Source organism: Pseudoalteromonas sp. RB2-MNA-CIBAN-0110 (assembly GCF_040309305.1).
In the GTDB taxonomy this organism is placed as follows: Bacteria; Pseudomonadota; Gammaproteobacteria; order Enterobacterales; family Alteromonadaceae; genus Pseudoalteromonas; species Pseudoalteromonas arctica.
In genome coordinates this window covers 1-266 of the sequence record NZ_JBEOOQ010000207.1, presented here as the reverse complement: position 1 = coordinate 266, position 266 = coordinate 1, and the positions used below count along the sequence as shown (strand labels likewise).

Sequence of the window (266 nt, the reverse complement as noted above, 5' to 3'; positions counted from 1 at the left end):
AAAATAATCATAGAGCTCTCCTAGTGAACTGTTGGTTTAGTAAAGCGTTCAGACTTTGCTTTAATTGATTTGATTAATTCTTGGCTAGATCCTTTAGTTAAACCAAGTTGCTTTTGTGCCTCAAGTAAACGTTTGTTGAAAAGTGATTCCATTGTCTTAAATGCCTGTCGTGAGTTGATGAAATAATAGTATCAATATTCGATATTTGAGCTACTGATTGGAAAACAGTTACTGAAAGGGTTTCTGATAAGTATTCGGTTACCTAT

The 266-nt window shown here is 33.5% G+C and carries 1 protein-coding gene; it reads right to left on the bottom strand.

Annotated elements, in window-relative coordinates; all coding sequences use genetic code 11:
- Positions 1–20: 20 nt before the first annotated feature.
- Entirely contained in the window at positions 21–152 is a 132-nt protein-coding gene (locus tag AAEY68_RS21190) for a hypothetical protein (protein ID WP_259398326.1), read from the bottom strand.
- Between the last annotated feature and the right edge of the window lie 114 nt (positions 153–266).